The 25,250-nt window shown below is 70.8% G+C and carries 25 protein-coding genes and 1 pseudogene; 14 read left to right on the forward strand and 12 right to left on the reverse strand.

What is annotated here, in order from left to right; all coding sequences use genetic code 11:
- Positions 1–9: 9 nt before the first annotated feature.
- From grpE to LCN96_RS02105, 4 genes are all read right to left on the reverse strand, one after another.
- On the reverse strand, positions 10–609 hold the full coding sequence (gene grpE, locus LCN96_RS02090) for a nucleotide exchange factor GrpE (protein WP_225270896.1): 600 nt from the start codon (positions 607–609) through the stop codon (positions 10–12).
- Positions 609–2,486 (reverse strand): molecular chaperone DnaK, encoded by a 1,878-nt coding sequence (gene dnaK / locus LCN96_RS02095; RefSeq protein ID WP_225270897.1) that lies wholly within the window; start codon positions 2,484–2,486, stop codon positions 609–611. The genes grpE and dnaK overlap by 1 nt, the downstream gene beginning before the upstream one ends.
- A 254-nt stretch (positions 2,487–2,740) precedes the next feature.
- On the reverse strand, positions 2,741–6,526 hold the full coding sequence (locus LCN96_RS02100) for a LamG-like jellyroll fold domain-containing protein (RefSeq protein WP_225270898.1): 3,786 nt from the start codon (positions 6,524–6,526) through the stop codon (positions 2,741–2,743).
- 115 nt (positions 6,527–6,641) lie between these two features.
- Positions 6,642–7,109 (reverse strand): hypothetical protein, encoded by a 468-nt coding sequence (locus tag LCN96_RS02105; RefSeq protein ID WP_225270899.1) that lies wholly within the window; start codon positions 7,107–7,109, stop codon positions 6,642–6,644.
- 62 nt (positions 7,110–7,171) lie between these two features.
- On the opposite strand from LCN96_RS02105, the gene LCN96_RS02110 reads away from it, so the two are divergent.
- From LCN96_RS02110 to LCN96_RS57305, 4 genes and pseudogenes are all read left to right on the forward strand, one after another.
- Entirely contained in the window at positions 7,172–8,053 is an 882-nt protein-coding gene (locus LCN96_RS02110) for a proline dehydrogenase family protein (protein WP_225270900.1), read from the forward strand.
- A 70-nt stretch (positions 8,054–8,123) separates the two neighbouring features.
- Positions 8,124–8,918, forward strand: a complete 795-nt coding sequence (gene proC / locus LCN96_RS02115; RefSeq protein ID WP_225270901.1) for a pyrroline-5-carboxylate reductase — start codon at positions 8,124–8,126, stop codon at positions 8,916–8,918.
- Between the two features lie 141 nt (positions 8,919–9,059).
- On the forward strand, positions 9,060–9,515 hold the full coding sequence (locus LCN96_RS02120; RefSeq protein ID WP_225270902.1) for an efflux RND transporter periplasmic adaptor subunit: 456 nt from the start codon (positions 9,060–9,062) through the stop codon (positions 9,513–9,515).
- 111 nt (positions 9,516–9,626) lie between these two features.
- Positions 9,627–9,938, forward strand: a pseudogene (locus LCN96_RS57305) (ABC transporter permease); the annotation flags it as partial.
- A gap of 230 nt (positions 9,939–10,168) precedes the next feature.
- Here LCN96_RS57305 and LCN96_RS02130 read toward each other — a convergent pair.
- From LCN96_RS02130 to LCN96_RS02145, 4 genes are all read right to left on the reverse strand, one after another.
- Positions 10,169–10,909: an ABC transporter permease gene (locus LCN96_RS02130; protein ID WP_225270903.1), complete on the reverse strand. Its 741-nt coding sequence runs from the start codon at positions 10,907–10,909 to the stop codon at positions 10,169–10,171.
- Entirely contained in the window at positions 10,906–11,796 is an 891-nt protein-coding gene (locus LCN96_RS02135) for an ABC transporter ATP-binding protein (RefSeq protein WP_225270904.1), read from the reverse strand. Before LCN96_RS02135 ends, LCN96_RS02130 begins: the two co-directional genes overlap by 4 nt.
- 80 nt (positions 11,797–11,876) lie before the next feature.
- Entirely contained in the window at positions 11,877–12,530 is a 654-nt protein-coding gene (locus LCN96_RS02140) for a response regulator (RefSeq protein ID WP_225270905.1), read from the reverse strand.
- Positions 12,527–13,633 (reverse strand): sensor histidine kinase, encoded by a 1,107-nt coding sequence (locus LCN96_RS02145; protein ID WP_225270906.1) that lies wholly within the window; start codon positions 13,631–13,633, stop codon positions 12,527–12,529. Before LCN96_RS02145 ends, LCN96_RS02140 begins: the two co-directional genes overlap by 4 nt.
- 137 nt (positions 13,634–13,770) lie before the next feature.
- On the opposite strand from LCN96_RS02145, the gene LCN96_RS02150 reads away from it, so the two are divergent.
- The 9 genes from LCN96_RS02150 to LCN96_RS02190 all read left to right on the forward strand — a co-directional run bounded on the left by LCN96_RS02150 (position 13,771) and on the right by LCN96_RS02190 (position 21,010).
- Complete coding sequence (locus LCN96_RS02150) at positions 13,771–14,934, forward strand: acetoin utilization protein AcuC (protein ID WP_225270907.1); 1,164 nt, start codon at positions 13,771–13,773, stop codon at positions 14,932–14,934.
- A 46-nt stretch (positions 14,935–14,980) separates the two neighbouring features.
- Positions 14,981–15,763 (forward strand): phosphatase, encoded by a 783-nt coding sequence (locus tag LCN96_RS02155; RefSeq protein WP_225270908.1) that lies wholly within the window; start codon positions 14,981–14,983, stop codon positions 15,761–15,763.
- Between the two features lie 312 nt (positions 15,764–16,075).
- Complete coding sequence (locus LCN96_RS02160; protein WP_026214222.1) at positions 16,076–16,279, forward strand: helix-turn-helix domain-containing protein; 204 nt, start codon at positions 16,076–16,078, stop codon at positions 16,277–16,279.
- A gap of 174 nt (positions 16,280–16,453) precedes the next feature.
- Positions 16,454–16,552, forward strand: a complete 99-nt coding sequence (locus LCN96_RS02165; RefSeq protein ID WP_018654693.1) for a 30S ribosomal protein bS22 — start codon at positions 16,454–16,456, stop codon at positions 16,550–16,552.
- 22 nt (positions 16,553–16,574) lie between these two features.
- Positions 16,575–17,570 carry an NAD-dependent epimerase/dehydratase family protein gene (locus LCN96_RS02170; RefSeq protein ID WP_225270909.1) on the forward strand — a complete coding sequence of 332 codons (996 nt, stop codon included), beginning with the start codon at positions 16,575–16,577 and terminating at the stop codon, positions 17,568–17,570.
- A complete protein-coding gene (locus tag LCN96_RS02175; RefSeq protein WP_397351850.1) occupies positions 17,567–18,484 on the forward strand; it encodes a lysophospholipid acyltransferase family protein in 918 nt (305 codons plus the stop codon). The genes LCN96_RS02170 and LCN96_RS02175 overlap by 4 nt, the downstream gene beginning before the upstream one ends.
- A 75-nt stretch (positions 18,485–18,559) precedes the next feature.
- Entirely contained in the window at positions 18,560–19,357 is a 798-nt protein-coding gene (locus LCN96_RS02180) for an SDR family NAD(P)-dependent oxidoreductase (RefSeq protein ID WP_225270910.1), read from the forward strand.
- 58 nt (positions 19,358–19,415) lie between these two features.
- Positions 19,416–19,994, forward strand: coding sequence for an RNA polymerase sigma factor (locus LCN96_RS02185; RefSeq protein ID WP_225270911.1), 579 nt, complete (start codon positions 19,416–19,418; stop codon positions 19,992–19,994).
- Positions 19,995–19,996: 2 nt separating this feature from the next.
- Positions 19,997–21,010, forward strand: a complete 1,014-nt coding sequence (locus LCN96_RS02190; protein ID WP_225270912.1) for an LCP family protein — start codon at positions 19,997–19,999, stop codon at positions 21,008–21,010.
- A gap of 7 nt (positions 21,011–21,017) precedes the next feature.
- Here LCN96_RS02190 and LCN96_RS02195 read toward each other — a convergent pair whose 3' ends face one another.
- From LCN96_RS02195 to LCN96_RS02205, 3 genes are read right to left on the reverse strand one after another with little or no spacing between them, the layout of a single operon-like run.
- A complete protein-coding gene (locus LCN96_RS02195) occupies positions 21,018–21,875 on the reverse strand; it encodes an HAD family hydrolase (RefSeq protein ID WP_225270913.1) in 858 nt (285 codons plus the stop codon).
- A 30-nt stretch (positions 21,876–21,905) separates the two neighbouring features.
- Positions 21,906–22,541, reverse strand: a complete 636-nt coding sequence (locus LCN96_RS02200) for a DUF5667 domain-containing protein (RefSeq protein WP_225270914.1) — start codon at positions 22,539–22,541, stop codon at positions 21,906–21,908.
- Between the two features lie 59 nt (positions 22,542–22,600).
- Positions 22,601–23,305, reverse strand: coding sequence for a sigma-70 family RNA polymerase sigma factor (locus LCN96_RS02205; protein ID WP_225270915.1), 705 nt, complete (start codon positions 23,303–23,305; stop codon positions 22,601–22,603).
- A gap of 305 nt (positions 23,306–23,610) precedes the next feature.
- Here LCN96_RS02205 and LCN96_RS02210 point away from each other — a divergent pair, with 305 nt between their 5' ends.
- Positions 23,611–24,990 (forward strand): putative quinol monooxygenase, encoded by a 1,380-nt coding sequence (locus LCN96_RS02210; RefSeq protein ID WP_225270916.1) that lies wholly within the window; start codon positions 23,611–23,613, stop codon positions 24,988–24,990.
- Here the strand turns inward: LCN96_RS02210 and LCN96_RS02215 are convergent.
- Positions 24,980–25,216, reverse strand: a complete 237-nt coding sequence (locus LCN96_RS02215) for a glutaredoxin family protein (RefSeq protein ID WP_225270917.1) — start codon at positions 25,214–25,216, stop codon at positions 24,980–24,982. The two genes, LCN96_RS02210 and LCN96_RS02215, sit on opposite strands and share 11 nt — an antisense overlap.
- Positions 25,217–25,250 lie beyond the last annotated feature (34 nt).

A 25,250-nucleotide genomic window follows, 5' to 3' on the forward strand; every position in this document is an offset into this window, starting at 1 on the left:
TCCTTGTGCTTAGTTTTCGTCGTCATCGGACGCGGCGGGGGCGTCCTCCGGCTCGGCGACGGCCACCCGCGCCGGGCGCAGCACCCTGTCACCCATCCGGTATCCAGGCTGCAACACTTCGACGGCCGTCGGCTCGGTCACGTCCGGCGAATAGCTGTGCATCAGCGCCTCGTGGACGGTCGGGTCGAACGGCTCGCCCTTCTGCCCGAAGGCGCTGAGGCCGAGCTTGGTCAGCGCCGACTCCAGCGACTCCGCCACCTTCGCGAAGCCACCGGTCAGCTCACCGTGGTCGCGGGCCCTGCCGATGTCGTCGAGCACGGGCAGCAGCTCCGTCAGCGCTCCGGCGACCGCCTGCTCGCGCACCGCGGCCCGGTCACGCTCGACGCGCCTGCGGTAGTTGACGTATTCGGCCTGGAGGCGCTGAAGGTCCGCGGTCCGCTCGGCGAGCTGGGCCTCCAGCTCGCCGTTGCCGGCCGCCGGGGCGGGCGCCTGCTCGGCGCCCTCCTGAAGGTCGGCGGGGACGGACTCCCTGACCTGACCCGTCTCCGGGTCGATCTTGCGGTTGTCGCGGATCACCGGCTCCTCGTGCCCGTTGTCGCGCGGCGGCATCACTGGTCCTTCTTCGGCTGGTCGTCGTCGACGATCTCGGCCTCGACCACGTCGTCATCGGCCTTCTGGCCCTGACCGTCGGTGGCGTCGCCCTGCGGGGCGCCCTCGCCGCCGGCCTGCTGCTGGCCCTGGCTCGCGGCGTAGATGGCCGAGCCCATCTTCTGGCTGACCGTGGCGAGCTTCTCCGCGGAGGTGCGGATGACGTCGGTGTCGGTGCCCTCCAGAGCCTTCTTCAGCTCGGTCAGGGCGTCGTTGACCTCGGTCTTGATCTCGCCGGGGACCTTGTCGTCGTTCTCGCGCAGGAACTTCTCCGTCTGGTAGGCCAGACCGTCCGCGTTGTTGCGGACCTCGGCCTCCTCGCGGCGCTTCTTGTCCTCCTCGGCGTACGACTCCGCCTCGCGCATCATGCGCTCGATGTCGTCCTTCGGCAGCGCGGAGCCGCCGGTGATCGTCATCGTCTGCTCCTTGCCCGTGCCCAGGTCCTTGGCGGAGACGTTGACGATGCCGTTGGCGTCGATGTCGAAGGTGACCTCGATCTGCGGGATGCCGCGCGGCGCCGGCGCGATGCCGGTCAGCTCGAAGGTGGCCAGCTTCTTGTTGTAGGAGGCGATCTCGCGCTCGCCCTGGTAGACCTGGATCTGCACCGACGGCTGGTTGTCCTCGGCCGTGGTGAAGACCTCGGAGCGCTTGGTCGGGATCGTCGTGTTGCGCTCGATGATCTTGGTGAAGATGCCGCCCTTGGTCTCGATGCCCAGCGACAGCGGGGTCACGTCGAGCAGCAGGACGTCCTTGACCTCACCCTTGAGCACGCCGGCCTGGAGCGCGGCGCCGATGGCCACGACCTCGTCCGGGTTGACGCCCTTGTTGGGCTCCTTGCCGCCGGTCAGCTCCTTGACGAGCTCGGAGACGGCGGGCATGCGGGTCGAGCCGCCGACGAGCACCACGTGCGCGATGTCGGAGACCTTGATGCCGGCGTCCTTGATGACCTGGTGGAACGGGCCCTTGGTGCGCTCGAGCAGGTCGGCCGTCAGGCGCTGGAACTCCGAGCGCGTCAGCTTCTCGTCGAGGTGCAGCGGGCCCTCGGAGGAAGCCGTGATGTAGGGCAGGTTGATGTTGGTCTCGGACTGGCTGGACAGCTCGATCTTGGCCTTCTCGGCCGCCTCGCGCAGGCGCTGGAGCGCCATCTTGTCCTTGGCCAGGTCGACGCCGTGCGCGTTCTGGAAGCGCTTGACGAGCTCGTCGACGACGCGCTGGTCCCAGTCGTCGCCGCCGAGGTGGTTGTCACCGGAGGTGGCCTTGACCTCGACGAAGCCGTGGCCGTCCTCCTGGCCGACGTCGAGCAGCGACACGTCGAAGGTGCCGCCACCGAGGTCGAAGACCAGGATCGTCTGGTCCTGCTCCTTGTCGAGCCCGTAGGCGAGGGCCGCCGCGGTCGGCTCGTTGATGATGCGCAGCACGTTGAGGCCCGCGACGGTGCCGGCCTCCTTGGTGGCCTGGCGCTGGGCGTCGTTGAAGTAGGCCGGGACGGTGACCACCGCGTCGGTGATCTTCTCGCCCAGGTAGGCCTCGGCGTCCTGCTTGAGCTTCTGCAGCACGAAGGCGCTGATCTGCTGCGGCGAGAACTTCTTCCCGTCGATCTCCTGCGACCAGTTGGTGCCCATCTCCCGCTTGACCGAGCGGATCGTGCGGTCCACGTTGGTGACGGCCTGCCGCTTGGCGACCTCGCCGACGAGGACCTCGCCGTTCTTCGCGAAGGCGACCACGGACGGCGTGGTCCGCGAGCCCTGCGCGTTGGCGATGACGGTGGGCTCACCGCCCTCGAGGATCGAGACGACGGAGTTGGTCGTCCCAAGGTCGATACCTACCGCACGTGCCATGAGTACGTCCTTGTAGTCAAAGTTGAGTCTGGTGGACTCAACCTATGGATGCGTGTCGTCTTTGTCAAACGACTTGAGCCTACCCGACTCAACCTCGATGAGCGCGAAAGCATTCCCACCGAACGGGCAAGAACGGACGTGATATCGCACATCAGGCGTAACGGACCCGGAGGGTGCGTGGTTCCTCGCCCGGACAGGCGCGGACCCCCGGAACGGTGGGCACGTCGCCGGGGGTCCGCCTTTCTGGGGGTGGCTCAGAGCGGGGTGCTCAGGTCGGTCTGGATCTCGGCGGCGGTGAGTGCGCGGTTGTAGATGCGGACTTCGTCGATGAGGCCGTGGAAGTATTCGCCCCAGAGGCTGTTGCCGCCGATGCGCAGGACGCCGTTGTCGGTGCGGATGGGGCCGCCGGCGGTGCGCTGGCTGACCTGGGTTCCGTTGAGGTAGAGGCGGAGTGTGCTGCCGTCGTAGGTGGCGGCCAGGTGGCTCCAGGTGTTGAGGGGGAGTGAGGCGGTGCCGCCGGTGCCGACTTCGCCGGTGGTGTGGATGACGGTGTGGGGGCGGTTGCTGTCGCTGCCGGCGGAGAGCGCGTAGGCCAGGTCGCCGGTGTATTGCTTCATGACGACCGTGCGCCAGCTGTTGACGGTGGCGGGGTTGACCCAGGCTTCCACGGTCATGCCCGTGGTGAGGCGGAGGTTCGGGGCGTCGTTGACGGTGACCCAGCTGGAGGTGCCGTTGAAGGAGAGCGCGGGGCCGTACTTGCCGGTTCCCGTCCAGGTGGTGTTGGTCAGCGTGCCCGTGTTGCTCCCTGAGGAGTCGGCGATCGTCGAGCCCGCGTTCTCGTTCATCCCGTACGCCGCCACCAGGCCCGGGTTCGCCGGAGGCGTGGTGACGGTGGCCGAGACCTCGGCCGAGGACGGGCTCTGGTTGCCTGCCGCGTCGAACGCGCGCACCCGGTAGTGGTACGTCCCCGCCGCCAGGCCCGCGTCGGTGAACGAGGTGGTCTGCGCCGAGCCCACCTGGTTCGCCCCCGAGGGCGTGAACCCGGGCGTCGTGGACCGGTGCACCGTGTACCCCTCGACGCCGACGTCGTCCGTGGCGGCGGTCCAGGTGAGCTGGGCGCTGCCGGGGCCGCCGGTCGCGGCGGGCGAGCCGGGCGCGGTCGGCGCCTGCGTGTCGGGCTCCGGTGCCTCACCGATCGGGGTGTTCATGTCGGTCTGGATCTGGGCGGCGGTGAGTGCGCGGTTGTAGATGCGGACTTCGTCGATGAGGCCGTGGAAGTATTCGCCCCAGAGGCTGTTGCCGCCGATGCGCAGGACGCCGTTGTCGGTGCGGATGGGGCCGCCGGCGGTGCGCTGGCTGACCTGGGTTCCGTTGAGGTAGAGGCGGAGTGTGCTGCCGTCGTAGGTGGCGGCCAGGTGGGACCAGGTGTTGAGGGGGAGTGAGGCGGTGCCGCCGGTGCCGACTTCGCCGGTGGTGTGGATGACGGTGTGGGGGCGGTTGCTGTCGCTGCCGGCGGAGAGCGCGTAGGCCAGGTCGCCGGTGTATTGCTTCATGACGACCGTGCGCCAGCTGTTGACGGTGGCGGGGTTGACCCAGGCTTCCACGGTCATGCCTGTGGTGAGGCGGAGGTTCGGGGCGTCGTTGACGGTGACCCAGCTGGAGGTGCCGTTGAAGGAGAGCGCGGGGCCGTACTTGCCGGTTCCCGTCCAGGTGGTGTTGGTCAGCGTGCCCGTGTTGCCCAGGACGTCGCCGACCGTGGAGCCGGCGTTCTCGTTCATGCCGTACGCCGCCACCAGCCCCGGCGGCGCCTGCACGGCCTCGTAGGCGGCCGTGTACGTCGTCGCCGTGGCGGGCGCGACCAGGTTGTGCGTGGCCGCGCCGCCGTCCGACCAGGACTCGAAGGCGTGCTCGCCCTGGGGCGACGGCGCCGTCACCGAGTTGCTGGAGCCCGCGATCACCGTCCTGGTGAACGGCGCCACCGTCTGCTCCTGGTTGAAGCCGAGCAGGAGGCCGGGCGGATCGGTCTGGAAGGTGAGGTTCACGGTCCTCGGCTGCAGCAGCACGCTCTTGGTGTCGGTCAGGCCGTGCTGGTCCGTCACGGTGAGGCGGAGCTCCAGGTGCGAGGGGTACTCGTGGTCGGGAGCCTGGAAGGAGCCGGAGGCGCCGGTGTACCTGGTGATCTCGTGCTCGTGGCAGGCGCCGGGGCAGTGGTGCATGATCAGCGTCCAGGTCATGCGGGAGCCCGGGATCGCGCCCTCCTCCGGGTCGGTGCCGGTGCCCGAGAAGCCGATCGTGTCGCCGACCGCCCACGTCGTGGCGGCCGATGGGGTGGTGATCGCCGCCGTGGGGGCGGTGTTGCCCACGTTGACGGTGACCGTGGCGTCCGCCTGGCCGCCCTTGTCGTCCTTGACGCGCAGCGTGACCACGTACGAGCCGATCTGCGTGTACGTGCGCGACGGCGTGGCGGAGGCCGAGTCGTCCAGCTCGCCGTCGCCGTCGAGGTCCCAGGCGTAGGTGATGGGGTCGCCGTCGGCGTCCGCCGAGCCGGCGGCGGAGAAGCTCACCGCCAGCGGGGCGGCGCCCGAGGTGGGCGTGGCGCTGATGACGGCCGTGGGCGGCGCGTTGTTGTAGAGGTAACGCACGACCGTGCCGTTGTCGTAGTCGACCGCGAACAGGTCGCCGTTCGGGCCGGTCTCCAGCTCGACCGTGCCGATGCCGGTGTCGAACGTGGTCACCGTGGCCGGGTCGGGCTGGCCGTTCGCGCCCTCGGTCATCGCCCAGACGCACTTGCGGCTGTAGTCGGAGAAGAACAGGGCGCCGTCGTACGACTCCGGGTACGTGCCGCCCTCGTAGAAGGCGACGCCGCTGGAGGACGACTGGCCGCCGGGCGCGCAGGTGTCGCCGGGGTAGAGGCGCTGGCCGTGGTTCCAGGCGTAGTACGGCTGGGCGTGCGCGGCGGCGCCGGCCGTGTAGAGGTTCTCGCAGAGGGTCAGGTTGAGCGCGTCGTAGCCGTCCTCCCTGGACGTGCCCTCGTAGCAGGGCCAGCCGAAGTTGGCCACGCCGCCGGTGGGGTTCGCGATCCGGTTGATCTCCTCGTAGGTGCCCCAGCCGACCTCGCCCGACCAGATCTCGTCGGTGCCGGGGCGGTGGGTGATGCGGAACGGGTTGCGCAGGCCGTGGGCGACGATCCTGGCGAGGTTGGGGTCGGCGCTGCCGGCGTTCGGGTTGCCGGAGGCAGCAGCCCCCGTGTCCGGATTTATCCGGATGATGGAGCCGGCGAGCCCGGCCGGGTCGCCGTTCGTCCGCACGTCCTGGGAGCGCAGCGCCCCGCCCTCGGCGGCGGGCGGGCTCAGCGCGGTGCCGACCGCGTTCGGCGGGTCGCCGCACGGGTTGTCCGGCACCACGTCGGAGCTGGTCAGGTTGTCCTGGCCGTAGTCGGCGAACTGGAAGCTGGCGCCGTCACCGGCCGAGGCGTAGAGCGCGCCGTCGCGGCCGAACTGCAGGTCGCCCACCGAGTGGCTCGGATACTGCTGGCACCAGTCGGTGATCAGCGGGGTCTCGGCGCCCGAGGCGGAGATGACCGACAGGCGGCCGGTGATGCGGCAGCCGTCCGCGGTCGGGCCGGGAGGCGAGGGGCACGCGTCGAAGTCGTCGTTCGCCTGGCCCCAGCGGGGCGCGCCGCCGCCGGGCTCGGCGTCGTAGGAGTAGAGCACGTAGACGCGCGGGTCGGCGGGGAAGTCCGGGTGCAGGGCCAGGCCGAGCAGGCCGCGGTCCCAGAAGTCGTGCACCCGGGTGCGCAGGTCGGCGTAGACGGTGGGGGTGGTGTCCGTGAGCGAGTCGAAGACCTTGATGTAGCCGCCCTTCTCGGCCACGAACACCCGCCCGTCAGCGGCGAACTCCACGTTGGTCGGGCTGGTCAGGCCGCTGAAGACGGTCTGCTTCTGGAAGCGCTGGGGCAGGGCCGCCGCTTGCGGCGCCAGGGCGACGAGGCCGGTGAGGATCAGGGCAGCGGGAATCAGGCAACGTAAGAACCGTCTCACGGGTCCCCCCATTGGAACGTGACATCACCCCCGGCGCCCCCACGCCTCGGTGCTCTGATCGATGTATCGCAAGTAATCGATCATTTGTCACTGGGGTTGTCCGTAAGTGGACATTTTAGGACTTGGCGCCGTCCACAATCTTGCGCTTGCCCAGCGGGCTCTTAAGCTTGACGGTCGTCGTCTTCTCCACCGCGATCATGATGCACGACATGTTCTTCGCCTTGGGCGAGGTGCCCTCGTACAGGGTGATCGTGACCTTCTTGCGGGTCTCCTTGACCTTGACCCGGTCGAGCACCGTGCACGGCTCCACCCCTGACCACCAGGTGAGCTGGACCTTCTTGCCCTTCGAGACCCCCTTGGCCTTGGTCCAGCGGATCCTGTGGACGTTGATGGCGTCGCCCGTCGGCTTGACCGGCTTGGGATCCTGCGCCGCCGGGGTGTCGGTCACCGGGGTGGAGGCCACCGGGTTCGACACGGCTGGGGGCTTCTGCGCGGCCGGGATGGTGGCCCGCTCGGCCGGTGTGGTGGTCGTTCCGCAGCTCGTGGCGAGCGCCAGACCTCCGGCCAGGAGAGTCGCTGTCATTGTCCGCATACCTCTACGACGGATCGCAGCGCCCGGCGGTTCAGGTGACTAGTGTGGTTCGCGTGCTCCGACAGGCCATGCTCGCCCTTTCGAAGAGCCGGCGCGCCGAGCGGCTCGTCACCACCTCGCCGCTGACCGCCGACGTGGTCGGCCGGTACGTCGCCGACGACATCGGGGCCGTGGTCGGCGAGCTGACCCGCGCCGGGCTGCTGGTCAGCGTCGACCACCTCGGCGAGGAGGTGAGCGACCCCGCCCAGGCCGAGGCCGCCGTCGCCACCTACGTCGCGCTGCTCGACCTGCTGCCCGCGGGCGCCGACGTGTCGGTCAAGCTCACCGCGCTGGGGCTGCGGCAGTCGCAGCCGCTCGCGCTCGCCAACGCCGCCACCATCTGCGCGGCCGCCACCCGGAAGGGCGTCACGGTGACGCTCGACGCCGAGGAGCACGACACGATCCCCGGGCTGCACGCCGTGCACGCCGCGCTGCGCAAGGACCACCCGGACGTGGGGGTGGTCGTGCAGGCGTACCTGCCCGACTCGCTCGACCGCTGCGAGAAACTCGGCGGGGCACGCGTGCGGCTGTGCAAGGGCGCCTACACCGCGCCGGGCGCCTACACCAGGCCCGCCGACATCGACCGCTCGTTCGTACGCTGCCTGAAGGTGCTCATGGCCGGCACCGGCTACCCGATGGTCGCCACCCACGACCCGCGGCTGCTGCGGATCGCCTCCGCGCTGGCCGTGCTCGACGGGCGCGACCTGACCGGCTTCGAGTACCAGATGCTGTACGGGGTGCGCCCCGACGAGCAGGCCCGCCTGGCGGGGCTGGGCGCGCGGGTGCGCGTCTACGTGCCCTACGGGTCCGACTGGTACGCCTACCTCATGCGCCGTTTGGCCGAACGCCCCCGCAACCTGGCCTTCTTCCTGCGCTCGCTGATGTCGCGCGGGTGACCGGCCCCGAGCCCCGGCCCCTCAGCCGCTAGGCTGCCAGGTCAGCGTCCACATCCTTCGAGGGGCCGAAATGATCGCGATTCTGGGCACGGGCAAGATGGGCGAGGCCCTGCTGTCCGGGCTGTTGCGTGCCGGTTTCAAGCCGGGCGACATCATGGCGACCACGCGCAGGGCCGAGCGGGCCGAGGCCCTGCGCGAGACCTACGGCGTGCGGACGGTGTCCAACGCCGAGGCCGCCAAGGCCGCCGACACGCTCATCCTCGCGGTCAAGCCGCAGGACATGGGGACGCTGCTGGCCGAGATCGCCCCCCACGTGCCCGCCGAGCGGCTGGTGATCTCCGCCGCGGCCGGCATCACCACCTCGTTCGTCGAGCAGCGGCTGGGCGTGGAGGTGCCGGTGGTCCGGGTGATGTCCAACACGCCGATCCGCTTCGACGAGGCGATGAGCGTGATCTCCGCCGGCGCGTACGCGGGCGAGGAGCACCTCAAGCTGGCCGAGGGCCTGCTCAAGCCGGTCGGCAAGGTGCTGCGGATCCCCGAGTCGCAGCAGGACGCCGCCACGGCGCTGTCCGGCAGCGGGCCCGCCTACTTCTTCTACCTGGTGGAGGCCATGGTGGACGCCGGGATCCTGCTCGGCATGCCGCGGGCCGCCGCGCTCGACATGGTCACCCAGTCGATCGTGGGGGCGGCGGTGATGTTGCGTGACTCGGGGGAGCACCCGGTGATTTTGCGCGAGGCCGTCACCTCGCCGGGTGGCACCACGATCGCGGCGATCGCGGAGCTGGAGCGCCACAGCGTGCGCGCCGCCTTCCTGGCCGCCATCGAGGCCGCCCGCGACCGGGGCCGCCAGCTCGCCTCCGGGTGATCTCTCTGACGTAGCCGGGGGCCGCCGGCTCGCCTCGGGGTGACTGCCTGACGTAGCCGGGGGCCTCCGGATGACCACCCAGACGCAGACGCCCGAGCGGGCGCTGGTGCGGGTGCGTGGCCGGGCTCCACGATGGGTCGGGTGACGATTCGTTACGGGCTCGCCCCGTTGCTCGTCCTCTTGGCCCTGACCGGCTGCACCTCCGAGGCGCCGGCGGCCGTCCAGGTCGCCGACGTCCGGCGCGGGCCGGTCACCGAGGTCGTCGAGGCGCCCGCCACCATCGGCGCGCGAGCCTCGGCGACACTGCGCTCGCCCGCCCGGGGCACGATCGCCAAGCTGTACGTCCGCGACGGCGACCGGGTCCGCAAGGGGCAGATCGTGGCCAGGATCCGCTCGCCCCAGGCCGAGGGCCAGCTCCGCCAGGCCCGCCAGGCGTCCCGGATGGCCACCCCCGCCCGCGTCGGCGCCCAGTTGCTGAACGCCATCGACCTGGCCAGAAGCCAGTACCGGGCCCAGACCAGGGCGCTGGCCTCGATCACCGCCCAGCTCAACCGCTCGATCAGCGGCCTGGTGACCGGCGTCACCAGCGGTCTATAGGCGGGCCGATGAGGAGCCGCGAGGCGCTGGAGGCGCTGCGCGTGAACCGGCTGCCCAGCGTGCTCACCATACTGGGCGTCGTCGTCGGGGGTGCTGGCCGTGGTGATCCTGGTGGCCATCGGCACCGGTGCGAAGGACGAGATCGAGCGGCAGATCTCCGGCCTCGGCACGAACATCATCCTCGTCGTGCCCGGCCGCATCAGCCTCGGCGCGGCGCCCACCCAGAGCAAGCTGGGCCTGGCCGACGTGGCCTACGTGCGGCGGGTGGTGGGCGACCCGTCGAAGGTGACGGTGTCGCTGCAGTCGGGCGAGACCGTGCGCGTGGGCAGGGCGGAGGCGTTCGTCACCGTGATCGGCACCGACCAGAACCTGGTCAACATCTTCGAGCGCCCCGTCGGCAAGGGCCGCCCGCTGAGCGAGACGGACGTGGACACCCGGCGCAGGGTGGCGGTGCTCGGCTCGGAGGTGGCCGGCCGGGTGACGGCGGCGCTGCGGGAGCGGTATCCGGGCGAGCAGTTCTCTGCGGTCACGCAGACGGCGCTGCGTGCTGGCGTTCGGGGTGTCGGTGGCGGTCGGGGTGTTCTTCGGCGTGGCGCCGGCGCGCAGGGCGGGCCGGTTGGACCCGGTGACCGCCCTGCGCGCCGAGTGAGCACTCAGGCGTCGCGCCGCTGCAGGAGCACGGCTCCGGCGACGGTGGCGACGGCGATCCAGGCCAGGTACACGCCGAACCCGCCCCACGGCGACAGCGAGTCGCTGCTCTGCCCGGCGACCAGCAACTGGCCGGCGTTGGTGGTGAAGTATTCGGCGACGGTCCGGCCCCACTGCCCGGGAAGCTGGTTGGCCACCTGCGGCAGCACCAGCATGAGCGCGATGGCCGCCACGATCGCGCCGGGCGTGTGCCGGACCAGCGTGCCGAGCCCCAGGCCGAAGACGCCGCAGGCGGTCAGGTAGAGCGAGGCCCCGACCAGCGCGCGGACGACCTCGCCCATCGGCAGGTCCGTCGGCTGGGTGAAGGCCAGCCCCACCGCGAGCGAGGCGGCGGAGGCGAGCGCGGAGACGACCAGCGAGAGCGCGCCGAAGACCACGAGCTTGCCGGTCAGCAGGCTCATCCGCCTGGGCACGCTCATCAGCGAGGTGCGGATGCCGCCGGTGCGGTACTCGCTGGAGATCACCAGCACGCCCAGCGTGGCGATGGCCAGCTGCGCGAACATGATTCCCAGCAGGCTGGCGGCGATCGCCTGACCGGCGGGGACCGGCCCGCCGGCGGCGTTCTCGACGGAGGCGCTGAGCAACGCCGACAGGCCCACCATCAGCCCGACGGTGGCCGCCAGCGTCCACACCGTCGAGCGCACCGAGCGGATCTTGGTCCATTCGGACCTGAGGATGTCGATCATGCCGAGAACTCCAGACTGTCCTTGGTCAGCTCCATGTAGGCCGCCTCCAGCGAGGGCTGCACGAACGTCAGCTCCTCCAGCGGGATGCCGGCCCTGGCCGTCAGGGTGCCGATCTCGAGCGTGCTCATCGCGGTCACCCGCAGGTGGTCGGGGTGCAGCTCGCCGACCTTGACCAGCTCGGCCACCTCGGCCAGCCGGGGCGAGCGGACCCGCACGTACCCCTGCGAGCTGCGGCCGATGAACTCCCGCACGCTCGTGTCGGCGATCAGCCGGCCCTTGCCGATGACGATCAGGTGGTCGGCGGTCTGCGCCATCTCGCTCATCAGGTGGCTGGAGACGAACACCGTGCGCCCCTCGGCCGCCAGCTTGCGCATGAGCGTGCGGATCCACAGGATGCCGTCGGGGTCGAGCCCGTTGACGGGCTCGTCGAACAGGAGGATCTGCGGGTCGCCGAGCAGCGCCGCGGCGATGCCCAGCCGCTGCGACATGCCCAGCGAGAAGCCGCCGACCCGCCGCTTGGCCACCTCGCGCAGCCCGACGATCTCCAGCACCTCCTCCACGCGGGCGGACGGGATGCCGTTGCTCTGCGCGATGGCGAGCAGGTGATTGCGGGCGCTGCGCCCGCCGTGCACGGCCTTGGCGTCCAGCAGCGCGCCGACCTTGCGCAGCGGGTGCCGCAGCTCGGCGTACGGGTGCCCGTCCACCAGCACAGACCCGCTGGAGGGCCGGTCGAGGCCGAGGATCATGCGCATGGTGGTCGACTTGCCCGCGCCGTTCGGGCCGAGGAAGCCGGTCACCTGACCGGGCTCGACGTCGAACGACAGGTCCGCGACGGCCATGGTGCCGCCGTAGCGCTTGCTCAGGTTCGTTGCTCGAATCGCGGTCATGATCCCAGCGTGCCGTCGCGCCCGCCGGTTTTCTTCCTGCCAGGGAACCGTTCGGCGGGCGGCGATCTAGGACCGTGGTCCTACTCTCCTGGGTGGACCAGCGCGGCCTCGTACGCGATGATCACCGCCTGCGCGCGGTCCCTGACCCCGAGCTTGGCGAACAGGCTGGTCACGTGGTTCTTCACGGTCGAGGGGGAGACGGCCAGGCCGGCGGCGATCTCCGCGTTCGACCGGCCGCGGGCGATCAGCACGAGGATCTCCCGTTCGCGGTCGGTCAGCCCCGCCAGCTCGGCGGGCGCCGCGCGCCGGGGCGTGGTGCGTACGAACGTGCCGATGAGCCTGGTCAGCAGGCGCGGGGCGACGGCCGACTCGCCCCGGTGCACGACGCGGACGCCCTCGATCAGCTCCTCGGGGGAGACGTCCTTGGGCAGGAACCCGTCGGCGCCCGCCCGCAGCGCCGCCACCACGTTCTCGTCCAGGTCGAACGTGCTCAGCGCGAGCACCCGCACGCCGGGCAGCTCCGTGGTGATCAGCTCGGTCGCGCGCACCCCGTCCATGCCGGGCATGTGCAGGTCCATCAGCACCACGTCAGGGCGCAGCCGCCTGCTCAGCTCCACCGCCTGCTCGCCGTCCGCGGCCTCGCCGACCACGCCGATGTCCAGCTGGGCGTCCAGCATCAGCTTGAAGCCGGTACGCACCAGCGCGTGGTCGTCGGCCAGCAGCACCCCGATCATGTCTGCTCCAGTGGTATCCGGGCGTGCACGCGGAATCCGCCCTCGGGGCGGGGGCCGGTGGAGAGCCGGCCGCCGCACAGCGCCACCCGCTCGGCCATGCCGCCGAGCCCGAACCCCGGCGTGCCGCCGTCCTTCGGTATCCCGTCGTCGAGCACCTCGACCTCCACCGCCGAGGCCACGTACGCCAGGCGCACGCTGGCCCTGGCGCCGGCCGCGTGCTTGCGGGTGTTGGTGAGCGCCTCCTGCACGATCCGGTAGACGGCGTGGTCCACGGCGGCGGGCAGCTCGACGGGCTCACCCGTCACGGTCAGGTCGGCCGGCAGCCCCGCGGACCTGGCCTCCTTGATCAGCGCGGGCAGGCGGTCGGCGCCCACCCCGGTGGCGGCGTCCGGCCCCTCGGTGCCGTCGGCCCGCAGCACGTCCAGCAGGCGGCGCATCTCCGACATGGCCTGGCGGGCGGTCTGCTCGGCGCTCTCCAGGGCGTCCCTGGTGACCTGCTGCTCCGGCGGCAGCGTGGCGCGCGCGCCGCCGACCAGCGCGTTGATGACCGTGATGTGGTGCGCGACCACGTCGTGCAGCTCCCTGGCGATGCGCCGCCGCTCGGCCCGCACCGCGGCCTCGGTGGCCTCGCGCCTGCCGCGCTCCGCCAGCTCCGCCCTGAGCCGGACGAGCTGGCCGATGCCCACGGGCACGGCGACCAGGAACAGGGCCATCAGCCAGCCGCCCTGGAACGAGGCGCCCAGCTGCAGCACGGCGGTGTAGCCGGCCCAGGTCACCCCCGAGACGACGGCGGTGGTGCGGCCGATGGTGTAGCGGCCCAGGCTGTAGAGGGCGACGGCGGTGGCGAGGTTGGCGTTGTCCACGAGGCCCGTCAGCACGAACACCGCGTCCACGGCGCCCACCAGGGCCACCGTGGTGATCGGCCGGGAACGGCGGATGAGCAGGGGCAGCAGGGTCAGCAGGTAGTGCAGGTTGCCCTGGGCGAGCCGGCTGTCGCCCAGGAGGAACACGCCGACGAAGCCGATGACCGACGGGACGGCGAGCACGATCACCAGCGACCGGTCGAAGACCGTGGGCCGCCGGAAGAATCGCACGATCTTCATGAGGGTCCGCGCCACGCGCACGGTCAAACCCTAATTCACGAAATGTCGGCATTTCATGGCGTCGAGCCCGGGCTACAAGGAGGCAGCTGCCCTGCGGTAACGTCGGCGCAAGGCGAGGGACACGCGGAGGGGTTGGCATGAGCCGGTCGGCACGGGTGATCTGGGACGACGCTCTCACCTCCTACAACTTCGGCCCGAGCCATCCACTCCATCCCGTGCGGGTGGAGCTGACCATGGCGCTGGCCCGCGACCTCGGCGTGCTCGACAAGGTCGAGATGAGCGGCTGCGACCCCGCGAGCGACGACGAGCTGGCCATGGTCCACCACCGCTCCTACATCGAGGCCGTCAAGGGCGTCTCCGCCACCGGCAGGCCCGACCTGTCGGCCGGGCTCGGCACGACCGACAACCCCGCGTTCGCGGGCGTGCACGAGGCGTCCGCGCTGATCTCCGGGGCCTCGCTGGCCGCCGCCCGCGCGGTGTGGGAGGGCGCGGCCGAGCACGCGATCAACGTCGCGGGCGGGCTGCACCACGCGATGCCCGCCACGGCCAGCGGGTTCTGCGTCTACAACGACCCGGCGCTGGCCATCGCGTGGCTGCTGCGGCAGGGCGTGAGCCGCGTGGCGTACGTGGATGTGGACGTGCACCACGGCGACGGCGTGCAGGCGGTCTTCTACGACGACCCCCGGGTGCTGACCATCAGCCTGCACGAGAGCCCGCGCACGCTGTTCCCCGGCACGGGCTTCCCCGAGGAGACCGGGGCCGACGGCACGGCCGTCAACGTGGCGCTCCCGGCCGGCTGCGGCGACTCGGGCTGGCTGCGGGCCTTCCACTCCGTGGTGCCGCCGCTGCTGCGCGAGTTCCGGCCCGAGATCCTGGTCACCCAGCACGGCTGCGACAGCCACGCGCTCGACCCGCTGGCCAACCTCATGCTCAGCGTGGACGGCCAGCGGGCCGCGTACGCCGCGCTGCACCGCCTGGCGCACGAGACGGCGGGCGGCAGGTGGATCGCCACCGGAGGCGGCGGCTACGAGCTGGTGCAGGTGGTGCCGCGGGCGTGGACCCACCTCATCGCCGAGGTGGCGGGCCATCCGATCGATCCGGCCACGCCGACGGGGCAGGGCTGGCGCCAGTTCGTACGGCAGCGCACGGGCGAGACGCCCCCGCTGACCATGACAGACGGCCGAAACCCGGAATTTCGTGACTTGTCCGGTGGTTATGATCCAGCGGACCCCATTGACCGTGCGGTCATGGCGACCCGAAACGCGGTGTTCCCCCTGCACGGCCTCGATCCGTTGCCCTGACGGGGCCGCACGGCCTCGCTCCTGAAGCCCTGACGAGGAAGAACCAGTGCTGAGCCGCGACGAACTCCGAGATCACCTTGTATACAGCCGCATAGCCGGCGATGTCGCGACCCCCCGCGAGAACAACCTGGACCACTACAGCTCGCTGGCGAACGGCGACCCGTACTACGCGCTGGGCCTGACCTTCGACCAGCCGTGGTCGTACCGCGACATCCTGGCGCTGATGGCCAAGTCCGCGGGCGTGGTCTCCGACCCCGGCCACCGCTGGGGCCAGGACACCATCGACCCGGACCTGACGATCGACGCGATCGACGCCATGGCCGAGCGCATCGCCGCGGTGCTGGCGCGGCCGGAGCCGCGCATCCTGTTCGCCACCGGGCACCCCACCGGGATCCTGGCCATCCACCTGCCGCTGGCCGCCTTCTGCGCGGCGCGGGGCGCGCGGCTGCTGTCGCCCGCCGAGGGCTGGACGTACGCGGGGTCGGGTTTCGGCCGGCCCAGAAGGATCCGTTATCTCCAGGACATCGCCATGCTCGACGACCGGGGCGCGCTGGTGCACACCCACGACGCGGCTCCGATGCGGCACATGCTGGACGAGCTGAACGGCGAGCTGCCGGACCTCGTGATCGCCGACCACGGCTGGGCGGGAGCGGCTGGTGAGGCCGGTGTGCCCACGGTGGCGTTCGCCGACTGCAACGACCCCGGGCTCTTCGTCGGGGAGGCCGAGGGCAAGCTTGACGTGGTCGTGCCACTCGACGACAACGTGCTACCCCGCTACTACGCTCCGCTGACCGATCGTTTGGTCACAGGAGTCTCATCAGCCCTTTGAGTCTAATTCGGTCATCCGCATACCGTCTTTTCGCGCCTGCATTCCAAGAGGCTCGCTGTCCCTTTGCCAACTTTTGATGGGGCTCCGGCGACTCTTATGTGTGGCAACTTGGACAGTTCCAACGTCCAAGTGCGGTGCTCGGCCAGGCTGCTGGCCAGCGATTTCGCTGGTTCGGCTGACAGGTGGCTCCGTCGATTGAGAAACTAGGGGGTTTGCGCACTCGGAGTCCCGACTTACGCTGACGGCAGTACACGTGCGTGAGCAATGGCACCAGTGGGGATAACCCGGAAACACGTGCGGAAGAGGCGTCCGATGGGTGCAGGCGAAAGACCTCTCAGCGAGGTGAAGTTCCTGACCGTCGCAGAAGTGGCGACGGTCATGAGGGTGTCCAAGATGACGGTGTACCGGCTCGTCCACTCGGGTGAGCTGCCGGCCATCAGAGTCGGCCGATCGTTCAGGGTGCCTGAGCAGGCGGTACACGACTATCTGCGGGAGGCCTACATCGAGGCAGGTTGACGTAGCGACACGCCGAGGCGGGTCGTGAATGCTCTCGCGGGAGAGGCCCGGTCGCCGCTGGTGCGACCGGGCACTCACCCCCCAAGGGGCGATCTACCGTGGATCGCCGGTAGTCTGTGAGCCGGTGTGCGCTCGCACTCCGGTTCAGCCGTGCTATCAGTACCTGGGGGTCCCGTGGGCTCTGTGATCAAGAAGCGCCGCAAGCGGATGGCTAAGAAGAAGCACCGCAAGCTGCTCAAGAAGACGCGCATCCAGCGGCGCAACAAGAAGTAATCGACGCAGCTGCGAGGCGCTGATGACCCACACCGTGCTTGTCACCGGGGTCTCGCGCCACATAGGCGCCCGGGTGGCGAGTGCTCTGGCGGCAGACCCGGACATCAGCCGTGTCATCGGAGTGGACACCGTGCCGCCCCCCTCGCTCACGCGAGACGGTGGCATCTCTCTGGGCCGGACGGAGTTCGTCCGGGTCGATCTGCGCAGCCCCGACATCGCTCAGGTGATCGCGGCCGCGGACATCGACACCGTTGTGCACATGAGCCTGGTCAGCGCTCCGTCGAGGAGCGGTGGCAGGGCGGCCATGAAGGAGCACAACGTCATCGGCACCATGCAACTGCTCGGTGCCTGCCAGCGGTCGGCGACCGTGCGGCGCGTGGTGGTGCGCTCCACCACCGCCGTCTACGGCTCGTCACCCCGGGATCCGGCGGTGTTCACCGAGGACCTGGAGCCGCACGACGGTCCCATGCACGGTTACGCCAAGGACGCGGCCGAGGTCGAGGGCTACCTGAGAGGCTTCGCCCGGCGCCGCCCCGACGTGGTCGTCTCGCTGCTGCGCTTCGCCAACTTCATGGGTCCCGGCGTCGACTCGCCGCTGACTCGTTACTTCACCCAGCCGGTGCTGCCGACCGTGTTCGGCTTCGACCCGCGGCTGCAGTTCGTCCACGAGGACGACGCGGTCGAGGTGCTGCGCCGGATGGCGACCGAGAACCACCCCGGCACGTTCAACGTGGCCGGGGCAGGGGTGCTGCTCCTGTCGCAGTGCGCCAGGAGGGCGGGGCGGCCGGCGTTGCCGCTCTTCTCGCCCGCGTTCAAGGTGCTGGGCGGCGCCGCGCGCCGGATCGGGCTCGTGGAGTACTCCGCCGAGCAGGTCCGCCTGATGTGTCACGGGCGCGTGGTCGACATCGCCAGGCTGGAGGCCGAGCTGGGCTGGAAGCCCAAGTTCAGCACCGGCGCGGCCTTCGACGACTTCCTGCGCTCCCGCGACCTGCGACCGGTGGGAGGTGTCCGGGGGTGAGCGTCCCGCACGAGGACGAGGCCCGCGTGATCCCCATCACCGCGGCCCCCTCCTTCGAACAGCCGCCCGCCGACGAGCTGAGCGATCACCTCGCCAGGCTGCTGGCCTTCCTGCGCCGGCGGATCACGGGCGACTACGAGGTCGACGAGTTCGGCTACGACGCCGAGCTGACCGACAAGGTGGTGCTCGAGCTCATCAGGCCCCTCTACACCCACTGGTTCAGGGTGGAGACGGTCGAGCTGAAGAACATCCCCGCCGACAGCGGCGCGCTGATCGTCGCCAACCACTCCGGCACCCTGCCGCTCGACGCGCTGATGCTGCAGGTGGCGCTGCACGACGAGGTCGGCAGGCCGCTGCGGCTGCTCGGCGCCGACCTGGTCTACCAGCTTCCGCTGCTCAGCCACCTGGCCCGCAAGACCGGCCACACGCTGGCCTGCCGCGAGGACGCCGACCGGCTGCTGCGCAAGGGCGAGCTGGTCGGGGTGTTCCCCGAGGGCTTCAAGGGCGTCGGCAAGCCGTTCTCCGAGCGTTACAAGCTGCAGCGCTTCGGCCGCGGCGGCTTCGTGGCCTCGGCCATCCGCGCCGGGGTGCCCATCGTGCCCACCGCGATCGTGGGCGCCGAGGAGATCTATCCCAAGATCGGCGATCTGCGGTTCCTGGCCAGGATGCTGGGGCTGCCCTATCTGCCGATCACCCCGTTCTTCCCGCTGCTGGGGCCCCTCGGCCTGGTGCCGCTGCCGTCGAAGTGGATGATCGAGTTCGGCGAGCCGATCCGCACCGACGAGTACGAGCCGTCCGCCGCCGACGATCCCATGCTCGTCTTCAACATCACCGACCACGTCCGCGAGGTCATCCAGCAGTTGCTCAACGAGCTGCGGCTGCGCAGGGGGCACGCCTTCCCGCCCCTGCTCTGACAGACAGGTGCAACCAGGTCGATCCCGCCGGTGTTCTGCGCACGTAACGAACCCGGACACCGAAGGGATCTCCCCATGGATCTGCAGCTTTCCGGCCGCGTCGCCGTCGTCACCGGCGCGTCCAAGGGCATCGGCCTGGCCGTCGCCCGCACCCTGGCCGAGGAGGGCGCCCACGTGGTCGCCGCCTCCCGCACCCCCGCGGACGCCCTGGCCGACGCCAAGGTCACGCACGTCGCGGTGGACCTCATGGACCCGGCCGCGCCGGCGCGCGTCGTCGAGCGGGCCGTGGCGGAGTTCGGCGGGGTGGACATCGTGGTCAACAACGCCGGCGGGCCGCCGCCCGGCGCGACCCTGCCGCGGGCCGGCTTCATGACGCCGGACGACGCGGACTGGGCGGCCATGTTCGAGTTCAACCTGTTCTCGGCCGTCCGGATGATCCGGGCCGCCGTGCCGTACCTGCTGGAGCGCGGCGGCGGCTCGATCGTCAACGTCTCCTCCACCATGGGCAGGCAGGCCGGCGCCGTGAACGTCGACTACAGCGCCGCCAAGGCCGCTGTGCTGGCGCTGAGCAAGTCCCTGTCCGCCGAGTACGCCCCCCAGGGCATCAGGGTCAACACCGTCACGCCAGGCGCGGTGCTGACGGACTGGTGGACCAAGGAGGGCGGCGCGGCCGAGGTCTTCGGCGGCATGGTCGGCGCCGACAGGGACAGCGTGATCACCGAGGTCGCTCCTGCGATGATGGGGCTGGCCACCGGCCGGCTCGTGCACCCGCAGGAGATCGCCGACGCGGTGGCGCTGCTCGCCTCGCCCCGGTCGGGCAGCACGACGGGCGCCGAGTTCGTGATCGACGGCGGTCAGCTCAAGGAGATCTGAACCCGATCGGCGGGTTGTGGCGAGACATCCGTGACCGATCCCCCACAGAAGGGCGGAGATGATCACGCAACCCGCCGTCAGGGGTGCGGACGCCGACCTCGTACGAGCCTCGTGGACAGAACCCGAGGCCTTCGCCGAGCTCTTCGACCGCTACTCCGCCATGCTCTACCGGTACGTCTCCCGGCGCCTCGGCCCAGAACCGGCCGAGGACCTCGTCGGTGAGACGTTCCTGGTCGCCTTCTCCCGCAGGAAGAGCTACGACCTGGCCTACCCGGACGCCAGGCCGTGGCTCTTCGGCATTCTCACCAAGCTCGTCTCCCGCCACCACCGCACCGAGGCGGCCCGCTACCGGGCCCTGCTCCGCGCCCCTGTGGAGGCCGAGGTGGAGTCGCCCGCCGACCGGGTGGCGGCCGGGGTGACCGCCCAGGCCGTGCGCGGCGAGCTGGCCGGCGCCCTGGCGGCGCTGCCCGCCAGGGACCGCGACGTGCTGCTGCTGATCGCCTGGGGCGACCTGACGTACGAGGAGGCCGCCAGGGCGCTCGGCATCCCCGTGGGCACCGTGCGCTCCCGCCTCAACAGGGGCAGGCGGAAGGTCCGTGCCGCGCTCGGCGACACCAACCCGATGGAGGAGGAGTGACGATGGACGACCTGAAGCTGCTCCGCGACTTCGGGGCACACCTGGAGCACCAGCCGCAGCCGACCCTCGTCCGGCAGCGGGAGCGCCTGCTGAGCGGCGCCCGCCCCCGGCGCAGGTGGCCCACGTGGTGGACGGCCGGGCTGGTGGCCGTCGCCACGGCCGCCGCCGTCGGCACGCCCGTGGCGCTCGTCGCCACCCGGCACACGGCCGCCCCGCCCGCCGGGACGGACACGGTCGACGTGAGCGGCGCCAGGAACGTGCTGGTGATCGGCTCCGACACGCGCGAGGGCGCGGGCAACGAGCGGTACGGCCCCCTGTCGGCCAGGATGGACGTGGGCCAGCGCTCCGACACCATCATGATCGTGCACCTCCCCGCCGACCGGGGCAGGGCCATCGCGCTCAGCGTCTCGCGCGACACCATCGTCCGGATCCCCCGCTGCGGCTCGGAGCCCGCCAGGACCGACCTGATCAATTCGGCCTACGCCAAGGGCGGCGTGTCCTGCCTCAGGGCGACGCTGGAGAAGCTGACCGGGCTGCGGCTGGACCACACGGTGGACGTGGACTTCGCCGGGTTCAAGCAGATGGTGGACGCCGTCGGCGGCGTGACCGTCAAGCTTCCACAGCCTGTGGACGACCGGGCCGCGAAGCTGAAGCTGCCCGCCGGCGAGAGCGTGCTCAACGGGGAGCAGGCGCTGGGCTACGTGCGCCTGCGCCACTACGGCGACGGCTCCGACTTCGCGCGGATCAAGCGGCAGCAGGTGGTGGCGCTGGCGTTGCTGCGGAAGGTGCAGCGGCAGGTGATCGCCGACCCGGCGAAGCTCAGGGCCTTCCTCGGCGAGATTCGCCAGGCCGTGCGGACGGACCTGAGCCTGGAGGAGATGTACGAGCTGGGCAGGCAACTCCAGGAGGTCAGGATGAGCGTCGTGGCGGTGCCGTGGCAGCCCCACCCGGACGACCGCAACCGCGTCCAGTGGAAGCAGCCGGAGGCGGGAAGGCTGTTCGCCTCGCTGAAGTAGGGGGCGGTCAGCGGCGGTAGTGGCGGCGCAGGGCGATGCCCGCCGCCACGCCGCCCGCCACGGCGCCCACGCCGGCCGCGATGGGCAGGGCCGTCATCGTGGCCTTGCGGCCGGTGCGGAAGTCCTTGATCTGCCAGTCGTGCTTCCTGGCGTGCTCGCGCAGCTCGCTGTCGGGGTTGATCGCCACGGCGGTGCCGACCAGCGACAACATCGGCAGGTCGTTGGCCGAGTCGCTGTAGGCCGTGCAGAGGGTCAGGTCGAGGCCCTCCCTGCGGGCCAGCGCGCGCACCGCCTCGGCCTTGGCGGGCCCGTGGAGCAGGTCGCCGACCAGCCGCCCGGTGTAGACGCCGTTGCTGGTCTCGGCGACGGTGCCGAGCGCGCCCGTCAGGCCGAGCCGCTGCGCGATCACCCTGGCCAGCTCGATCGGCGTGGCGGTGACCAGCCAGACCCGCTGGCCCGCGTCGAGGTGCTGCTGGGCGAGTGCGCGGGTGCCGCCCCAGATGCGGTCGGCCATGACCTCGTCGTAGATGTCCTCGCCGAGGCGCACCACGTCGTCGACCTTGGCCCCGGACACGAACGCCAGCGCCGTCTCCCTGGCCACCGCGATGTGCTCGGGGTTCTCGTTGCCGCGCAGCCGGAAGACCGCCTGCCCCACCGCGAACTTGAACAGGTCGGACGTCGTGAACAGCCCGCGCGTGGCCAGGCCCCTGGCGAAGTGGTAGATCGACGCGCCGCGCATCATCGTGTTGTCGACGTCGAAGAAGGCCGCCGCCCGCAGATCCGGCTCGACAGGGGCGACGGTGACCGCCGCCTGCGCGGCGACCTCGCCGGCGACCTCCGGCTGTGTCTGCTGTCGTCGTCGCATAAGCCGCCACATGGGCTTCAGCTTACTTTCCTACTCAGGGGCGACCAGCCCCTCGATGTAGTCGAGATACCCCTCGGCCTGGGCGAGCTGGTCGTCGTCCAGCTCCTGGAGCATGGGCTTGACGGTCTCCTCCTGCTCCCGTGCGAATTTCTTGATCTTCGGTGAGCGGGGCTCGGCCCGTTCGAGCCGGCTGATGCCCGAGCGCGTGGACGCCTCCATGTCCTTGAGCGTCTTCCTGACCAGCGGGCCGTCGGCGGAGGAGCCCAGCAGGCTGGCGACCTCCTTGGCGCGGGCCTTGGCCGAGTCCAGCTCGCGCTGGCCGCGTTCGGCCTCGTCCGAGCTGAGGTGCACGAGCGTGGTCTCGGCGGCGCGCTTGAGCGGGTACAGCGAGTCGCCGGGCACGGCCTGGTAGGTCGCGAAGGAGGAGACCATCAGCGCCGCGGCCAGCCCCACGGCGGCGAGCTGCGACAGCAGCGGCCGGCGCCGCGGGCGGTGCCGGCGACCGCGCGGCCCGGCCGGCTCCGGCTCGGCCTCCAGCGCCCCGGCCAGCAGCTCGGCGCGCAGCCGCTCCTTGAACGCGGTGCCGGGAGTGCCGCCGAGAGGCAGCTCCCGCAGCTCGGTGAGCTGCTCCAGCACGCGTTCGCGCCGCCTGCGCGCCCTACTCATGACGGCTCCCTGACCGACACGGCCATGACACCTGCTTAACGAGGGGCGGATGGTGGAGGTTACGCCAGGTCGTGCTTGAGGGCCCTGGCCAGCGCCCGTACGGCACGGAACTGCAGCGCTTTGATCGCTCCACTCTTCTTCCCCATGATCAGCGCGGTTTCCGCGAGCGAGAGGCCGTGCAGGAAGCGCAGGACGACGCATTCCTGTTGTTCGGGATTGAGATCTCGGACGGCACGCAGGACCCGGTCGTTGATGATGGCCGTGACCACGGCGTTCTCCGGGATGTGCGAGCCGTCGAGCGGGACGTCGATGACCTCTCCCGTCGGGATCTCCAGCCGGTAGCGCCCCGACTTGAAGTGGTCGGTCACCAGGTTTCTCGCGATGGTCACGAGCCAGGCCCCGAAGTCGCGGCCCTGCCAGGTGAAGTCGCCGATCCTGCGCAGTGCCCGCAAGAACGTCTCGCTCGTCAGGTCCTCCGCCAGCGGGTGGGAGCCGACCCGGAAATAGATGTAGCGGTAGACCAGATCCACGTAGCGGTCGTAGAGCGTGCCAAAGGACTGCGTGCATCCGTTCTTGGCGTGCGTCACCAGCGTCCGGAGGTCCTCCAGGACGTCCTCGCGACCGTCCCCCTCCTCGCGGCCCTCCCCGCGCCCGTCCTCGCGCCCCTCGTCACGCACGTCTTCGCGCACGGCGAACTCGCCCGTCCGGGCAGGTCCAGCGATCGCTGGCGCGAGCAGCCCGGCGAACGGCGACGAGTCAGGCATCCGGTATCCCTAGGGGTAAGGGGTGCGGCGTGCTCGAACACTCTAGAAATCAACCGGAAAATCCACAATCCACGGAAGTCATGCATGACTAGGCGTAATCGGCGGATACCGTGGTGGACCGACCCGTTCCCTCTTCGGCTACCGGCTGGGAGGCATCGTCCGGCAGCATTGGAGTCACCATGGAGATCCTCGTTGCTGTCATAGCATTTGCCGGTGCGCTCCTGGCCGCCGTCGCGGCCGTAGCCCTGATCCAACGACTGCGCGACGAGCCCGAGGGCTGGTTGGTCGCCTGGACCGTTGCAGTCGTGGGTTTGTGCCTGTCACTCGGCGTGATCGGCATCGGCTACCTCTTCGGCTTCGGCGGCGTCACGTTCCGGATCTACCAGGTGACGGGATCGCTGGTGGCGCCGCTCTGGCTGGCCATCGGCCTGGTGCAGCTGCTGTCGGAGAAGGTGCCGCCCAGGTTCCTGGCGTGGCTGCTCGGCATCGCGCTGACCTTCGTGTCCGTCGTGATCATGGTCTGGGACCCGCTGAAGACCGAGGACATGGGCAAGTCCCTGCCCGCCGCCTCGACGCACTGGAACGTCTTCCCCGGCTACCTGCTGACCGGCGCGCACGTGGTCGCGCTGCTCGTCATGCTGGCGATGCTGGTGACGGCCGGGATCAAGTGGCGCAACGGCGACGAGTACGACACCGACAACCTGCACGCGACCGTGGTCGTCGTCCCGTCGGGGCTGGCGCTCGTGGGGGCGATGCGGTTCGCGGTGCCGGCGTTGTTCACCACGGCGCTGCTGGCGGTGGCCGCGGCGGCCGTCTGGTACACCGTGCTGCGGCCGCTGGCGCCGTACGAGGACGACGACGAGGACGACTTCGACTTCGACCGCGACGAGCGCTCCCCGCGCCGGGAGGAGCGCTCTCAGCGCCGCGCGGAGCCTCCCGCCGCGCTGGACGAGCGGCAGATGACGCCGGGCGAGCGCCCGATGTTCCGCGACGAGGTGCCGCAGCGGGGCGGCCGCAGGGGCATGCCGGAGCCCGTGCCGGTGGCCGACGTGCCGCCCGCGCCTCCCGGGCCCGGCGTGCCGCCCGTGCCGCCCCCGCCGCCGCGCCGCGCGTCGGGGCTCGGCGACCTGGTGGCGGAGTACAGGGCGGGCGACGAGGGCTACCGGCAGCGGGAGGTCGACTACGCGGCCCGCATGTCGGGGCCGCTCGACGACGGTCCCTCCACGGGCTACATCATGAACGGCGCCCCGCCCGCGAACCAGCCGATGACGCCCCCCGCCCCCGCGACGGGCGCGGTCTTCCCCGGCGCCGACCTGTTCTCACCCGCCCAGCAGCAGCCGGCCGGCGGCAGGCCCTCGCCGCACATCTACGGCCTGCTCACCGTCTTCACGATCGTGGACGGCGCGGGAGAGGCGTTCGACCGGCTGGCCGAGGCGACCGTCGAGGCCGTGCGCCGGGGCGAGCCCGACACGCTCGTCTACGCCTGCCACGCGGTGAAGTCGGCGCCGCTGCAGCGCATCGTCTACGAGCTCTACCGCGACGAGGTCGCCTACCGCGACCACCAGCGCCAGCCGCACGTGGAGCGGTTCGTCAACGAGCGTCAGGCGATGGTGCTGGCCACCAACGTGATCGAGCTCGACGTGAACGCCGCGAAAGTGGTGCCGCTGCCCACCGTCACGTACTGAGGGCGGCCCTCAGCCTGGCCTCGTCCACCCGCCAGAAGTCGTGCTGCACCCCGTCGATCAGCGTGACCGGGATCATCTCCCAGTACTTCTCCCGCAACTCGGCCGAGGATTCGATGCTGATCTCCTCCCATGGCACGCCGAGCTCGCCCGCGACCCGGGAGATGACCTCGCGCGCGTCGTCACACAAGTGACAGCCGGGCTTGCCGAGCAAGGTGATGCGATGCATGACGCAACCGTACCGCCGCCGACTTTGTGCATCG

The sequence above is a fragment of the Nonomuraea gerenzanensis genome, assembly GCF_020215645.1.
Classification (GTDB): Bacteria; Actinomycetota; Actinomycetes; order Streptosporangiales; family Streptosporangiaceae; genus Nonomuraea; species Nonomuraea gerenzanensis.